The sequence below is a fragment of the Amycolatopsis sp. NPDC051716 genome (assembly GCF_040681595.1).
In the GTDB taxonomy this organism is placed as follows: domain Bacteria; phylum Actinomycetota; class Actinomycetes; order Mycobacteriales; family Pseudonocardiaceae; genus Amycolatopsis.
In genome coordinates this window covers 1-5,514 of sequence record NZ_JBFAZA010000084.1, presented here as the reverse complement: position 1 = coordinate 5,514, position 5,514 = coordinate 1, and the positions used below count along the sequence as shown (strand labels likewise).

Sequence of the window (5,514 nt, the reverse complement as noted above, 5' to 3'; positions counted from 1 at the left end):
CATCCCCAGGTCGCACCGAAGGTGCTACCGGCGACCGACGCGCGAACTCCGCCGGGCGACCTAGTGTTGTGTGGTGCGACGGCTGAGCCTCTGGACCGCCTTTTACTAAAACACCATTTTTTGCTGCATTACCAATAGCCGAAACAATTGAAACAGGTGTTGAGATCACTAATGAACAAGGACATCCGACAACTAAAATGGATAACCCTTGGTAAAGCCATTTATTCCAGTCACCACCAAAGAATAGCGGAGGAACAACCACTATCAAAAGGGCCATAATAATTATGAATGGCGTATAGTATTTTGCAAATTTATCTACAAAGGCTTGTGCAGGAGCTCGTTCTCCTTGCGCTTCTTCAACTAAGTGAATGATTTTGGCAATCGTTGTATCCGTTACTTTTTTTGTTACTTTGACTTCAAGAACACCTTCTTCATTTAGTGTTCCTGCAAACACTTCATCATCTAACTGTTTTTCAACAGGAACCGATTCTCCTGTTATTGCTGCTTGATTTACTGAAGAATGACCGTTGATAACAAGCCCATCCATGGCTATTTTTTGTCCGGGTTTAATGATCATAATATCGTCGATATCGATTTTATCGACACTGACTAATTGCTCTACATTGTTTCTCCTGATAAGAGCTTCTTTGGGAGCTATATCCATAAGAGAACGAATCGACTGTCTTGCTTTATCCATTGAAAATCGTTCCAAAGCTTCGCTAATAGCAAATAGTATTACTACAATAGAACCTTCGGCCCATTCTCCAATAAATGCGGCCCCAATAATTGCAATAGTCATTAAAGATTCCATGGAGAAGTCCAATTTGATCAAATCAGAGAACCCTTCTTTAAATAAATCAAATCCACCAATTATTATTGCCAATATATAAAGAGCTTTCGTTAATAAATGATCTTCGCCCAATGATAGTTGGGAAATCACAGCAACAAGTATAAAACCAAGAGAGATGATTAAAGCGATATTCCGTTTAATAAAAGACTCTTTTGATCTAACTTGTTCATCATTTTCTTGATCATCACGAATGATAAGATTTTCGAAGGCTCCCGCTTCTTCGAGTTCTTCAATTGTTGTTTGGCCTTCTACTGAAATCTTACTTGCACCAAAGTTTACTGTTGCACTCGTAACTCCTGGCAACTGCTTTACATTTTTTTCAAATTTACCTGCACAATTTGTACAGCTTAATCCTTCTATTCGATAGGTTTTTTCGGTCATTTTCTCACTCATGCTAGCACCTCTTCTTTAAAATTTACGCCAAGCTCCATAAGATTTAAGATTTTGATATTTTTAATAAAATAGTAGACTAACTTACCATCCTTGTGACTATCAACTACTCCCAATTTTTTTAAGGAGTTCAGATGGTGTGAAGTTGTTGCGACCGAAGCATCAATGATATTAGCAATATCACAAACACATAGCTCATCTTCATGAACTAAAGCATGTACAATTTTAAGTCGATTTTCATCTGACAATATTTTAAAGAAACCACTTACTGACGGAGTATCAAAGTTTGCTAGTTTAGATTTAGCACGATTAACTTTGTCTTCATGAATACAAGTTATTTCACAAATTTCATTATTCATACGATCATTCCTTTACATTCAAATGTTTGTTTGAATGTATTATATCAGAACATCCATCTATATTCAAGTGAATGTTTGAATGTTCATAAAATGGTCATTTTCTGGACACTCTTCTTTTCTTATTAAATTTCTCAAAATCATTTACATTCCTTGTTCATTAACCCGTAATTTATTCTATGTTCATTTATATATATATTTCTAAGTTATGATACAATACAATAAATTAAAATGAAGGAGAAAAAAATGAATATCGGATATGCACGAGTTTCAACTGGACTTCAAAATTTAGATTTACAAAAAGATAGTCTAAAAAAATATAACTGTGAAAAAATATTTACTGACCATATGTCAGGAAGTAAAAAAGATAGACCTGGATTAAAATCCGCCATCGAATTTTCTCGTCCTGGAGATACGATTGTTGTTTGGCGGTTAGATCGATTAGGTAGAAATATGGAAGATCTCATTAATATTGTTAATTCTTTTAATAATAAGGGGGTAAGTTTTCATAGTCTACAAGAAAATATTACAATGGATAAATCAAGTTCGACTGGACAATTGATGTTTCATTTGTTTGCGGCTTTTGCGGAATTTGAGCGAAATCTTATTTTAGAACGTTCTGCCGCTGGTAGAGAAGCCGCACGTGCAAGAGGAAGGCTTGGAGGAAGACCTGAGAAATTTTCAGAGAAAGACATAATGCTTCTTAAAACCTTGGTAGAAAGTGGTACGCCGATTAAGTCGATTGCGGATTCTTGGGGAGTGTCAAGAACAACGATTTATAGATATATAAATAAATGAAAATTTTCTCAATCTCCTTATCCCTTACTAGAAGCCTAGTATTGATTAACCGTTCTTTTAATCGTTGTAAATATTTAAAAGCTCCTTTAGTTTCATAAAGGAGCTTTTATTATTAAATTAGAAGCTATTTTTTACTAAGTTATTTATTGGTTTTTACAACTATCATTCCAATTTTTTCATAAATCTTTTTATAATTATTTAGTACCATGAAGAAGCAAAATGTGATTACAAACACTAAAATACCTGGAAGTATATTATATCTTATGAGTAAATTAATTGAGCTACTCCCAAGTCCAATGTTTCCACAAATACTATAAGCTGTGAAAATCCCTGCAACCAAAGAAATTGGTAAGCGAAACTTAGGAAATAATAGATAGTTTCCTTTCTCCTCTAAACTTAATCTTTGATAGAAATATTGAGCAGAAAAATAGAAGAGAAAAGTAGTTAGTATAACAAATCCATCTAATATCAGCCAATGTGAATAGGTATCAAATCGGACAAAAAATGATTGATAATAAATTCCATCATTTTTATTATTGAAAATATTGTTGAAGACATTGTTCAAGATATCTAAAATATTTTGCTTTATCAACTCTAATCCAAAGACAAAGCCGATCAAAGATAAGGCGCCTGTAATCCCCTGTCCCAAAATAGTCCCAGAAAAAAAACCTAAAAAATAGTAACAAATGGCAACTAATAAGATGCAAAATTGGTAGAAAATAATTTTATCTAGAGGATAATTAATATATTGGTGAGGAATGCGACTATAAAGAATGACTAAATTAATGCTAACAGCAGTAATTGCCATTAATAATAAAGGAATTAACGACGTCAATATACTGCTTTTTAAAATTTGTTTTCTTTTATACCCAGACGAAAATAAAATCTGTAAAAAATTTGTCTTGTAATTTAAGAAGGATACTAAAAATCCAGCAACAATGAAAAATAAGCTAATAAGAGTAAAACCACGAAACACGTTTCTGGACGTAAACAAATATCTAAAATTAGTTAAGTCCAGCGCACTTCGCGTGTAAAATAATTTGGCCCTTATATAACCGTAAAATTCTTTAAAAGTCTGTGATTGAATATGAAACTTACCAGTTTTAGAATCAAATTTCAGAAAAATTCCTGCGTCCTGGTTCTCTGCATAATCGACACTTCCTTGGTAATCTTTTGTTTCTTTATATTTTTTATTTACATCATCCTCTTCAGTTTTTTGTGCAGCAAGGTATGAATTATATTGGTCTCTAGCCTCTTGAGAATGGATAAAGTTTTGCTCTCTATGCCAATTTTTTGTGGAGTTAAATCCAATAAAAACAGAGATTAATATTAACAGTATTCCTAAACTTAAAACGATTGGTTTGGCTCGTTTCCAAGTAATTTTGTTCAATTTTTTGTTATCCATTCTTTCCTCACTCTCTTTCATCAGTCATCTCATGACCTGAAAACTTGCTTATAAAAATATCTTCTAAAGTTAAAGGAAGTTCTTCAATCAGTAGTGGTTCACAATTGTTTATTCGTTCCATAAGTTCATCACTATAATTTTCAAAAATCACTGTGCTTACTCGGCCTTCATGAGTAATATGCTTCGCTTCTTGTTTGATAAACTGAGGTAATTCATAGTCTTTAAAAGCAATCTGAAGTTTACAGATTGACATTTTTACTGTAGAAAGATTCAATATAGAAACAATAGAGTGTTCTTTAATAAAAGCGACTTGGTCCGCTAGCTTTTCCAACTCATTCAAATTATGTGAAGCTAAAATAATACTTCTCTCTCGATCACTGATTGCATCGATCATTAAATCAACAACCTGTTTCCGTACGATAACATCGAGCCCATCAAGAGGTTCATCTAAGATAATATAGGAACAATTTGAACAAAGCGCAATAATAACGAGGAGTAAGCATTGCATCCCTTTGGAATATTTTTGAAATTGATCATCAGGTAATTGATGTTTTTCGATCAATTCCAAAAATCTCTTACTATCAAAAAGAGGATATAATAGAGAAAAATAACTCTCAATTGTTCGTAATCTCATTTTATTTAATGGTTGATATTGAGGATCAAGGAAAAAAATATCATTCTTTAGACTAACCTCTTTGTTAATATCTTGACCATCAATTGATACCATTCCTTCATCCATCAAATAATGACTGGCTATCGTACGGAATAAAGTGGTTTTACCAGATCCATTTCTTCCCACAATTCCAAAAATACTTCCTAGAGGGATGGATAAATTAATATGTTTCAAAACAACATTACCATCAATCCTCTTACTTAAATTTTGAATCTCCACTTTTACTCCTCCTCCTTTATCCACTCATAGATTAAACTTAATGGAATTTTTGCATATTGTGCTTCAACTAACCATGATTTAAGCTGACTTCTTAATTTTTTTTGTGTCTGAATATCAATTTCTTCATCCTGACCATCATTATTTTTAACAAAAGAACCTCTTCCCTTAATAGTTGTGATTACATTTTGATGCTCTAATTCCTTATAAGCTTTGGCAACAGTATTCGGGTTAACGCCCAACTGCTTGGACATCTCTCGAACGGATAGGATTTTGTCTCCAGCATCAAGAATCCCTTTGGTAATCTCTTTTTTTATATTAAATACAATTTGTTCGTAAATGGCATCTTTATTATTAGGATCAATATGCATAGTTCTCCTTTTCTATGTGTACTATTATACACCATACAATATACTTGTCAAGTATTAATTATTTTACACCTATAGCTTTAGAATAATAATCAATTAAAATTTAAAATAAAAAAGCTCACAACTGTTAAGTTATGAGCTGGTTTATATTTCATTTTCCTGTATAAATTTTATTGAGAGGACTTTTCCATAGAAACATTATTACTATATTTAAGTCTAATCCTTAGAGTAATTACTACCATAAATGGCAACATCTTCAGGAAAATTATCCTCTATTTGTTTTATTTCTATTTTCATTTGTAAATCCTTGTGTTTCAAATAGAGTATTCTTGATAACTTATTATTAAATTTATTTAAGAATTTTATATTTACTTTCTGATATTTTTTCTTTAAAAATTTCAAAAAATATAATCCACGTTGAATTAATTTGTCCGTTCTCCGAAGAAAATATAATTCAA

At 32.1% G+C, this 5,514-nt stretch carries 7 protein-coding genes; 1 reads left to right on the top strand and 6 read right to left on the bottom strand.

Going from position 1 to position 5,514, the window contains the following annotated elements; translation table 11 throughout:
• A partial coding sequence (locus AB0M30_RS47375) for a heavy metal translocating P-type ATPase (protein WP_364599231.1) occupies nucleotides 1–1,243 on the bottom strand: 1,243 nt, incomplete at its 3' end.
• Nucleotides 1,240–1,599 carry a metalloregulator ArsR/SmtB family transcription factor gene (locus tag AB0M30_RS47370; protein WP_003726380.1) on the bottom strand — a complete coding sequence of 120 codons (360 nt, stop codon included), beginning with the start codon at nucleotides 1,597–1,599 and terminating at the stop codon, nucleotides 1,240–1,242. The genes AB0M30_RS47370 and AB0M30_RS47375, both read right to left, overlap by 4 nt.
• Nucleotides 1,600–1,842: 243 nt before the next feature.
• On the opposite strand from AB0M30_RS47370, the gene AB0M30_RS47365 reads away from it, so the two are divergent.
• Nucleotides 1,843–2,394 (top strand): recombinase family protein, encoded by a 552-nt coding sequence (locus AB0M30_RS47365; protein WP_046780955.1) that lies wholly within the window; start codon nucleotides 1,843–1,845, stop codon nucleotides 2,392–2,394.
• A 139-nt stretch (nucleotides 2,395–2,533) separates the two neighbouring features.
• Here AB0M30_RS47365 and AB0M30_RS47360 read toward each other — a convergent pair whose 3' ends face one another.
• The 4 genes from AB0M30_RS47360 to AB0M30_RS47345 all read right to left on the bottom strand — a co-directional run.
• Nucleotides 2,534–3,820 carry an ABC transporter permease gene (locus AB0M30_RS47360; RefSeq protein WP_032398667.1) on the bottom strand — a complete coding sequence of 429 codons (1,287 nt, stop codon included), beginning with the start codon at nucleotides 3,818–3,820 and terminating at the stop codon, nucleotides 2,534–2,536.
• On the bottom strand, nucleotides 3,807–4,715 hold the full coding sequence (locus AB0M30_RS47355; protein ID WP_351660284.1) for an ABC transporter ATP-binding protein: 909 nt from the start codon (nucleotides 4,713–4,715) through the stop codon (nucleotides 3,807–3,809). The genes AB0M30_RS47360 and AB0M30_RS47355 overlap by 14 nt, the downstream gene beginning before the upstream one ends.
• Nucleotides 4,694–5,059, bottom strand: a complete 366-nt coding sequence (locus AB0M30_RS47350) for a GntR family transcriptional regulator (protein ID WP_017864521.1) — start codon at nucleotides 5,057–5,059, stop codon at nucleotides 4,694–4,696. Before AB0M30_RS47350 ends, AB0M30_RS47355 begins: the two co-directional genes overlap by 22 nt.
• Nucleotides 5,060–5,272: 213 nt before the next feature.
• A partial coding sequence (locus AB0M30_RS47345) for a hypothetical protein (RefSeq protein ID WP_364599226.1) occupies nucleotides 5,273–5,514 on the bottom strand: 242 nt, incomplete at its 5' end.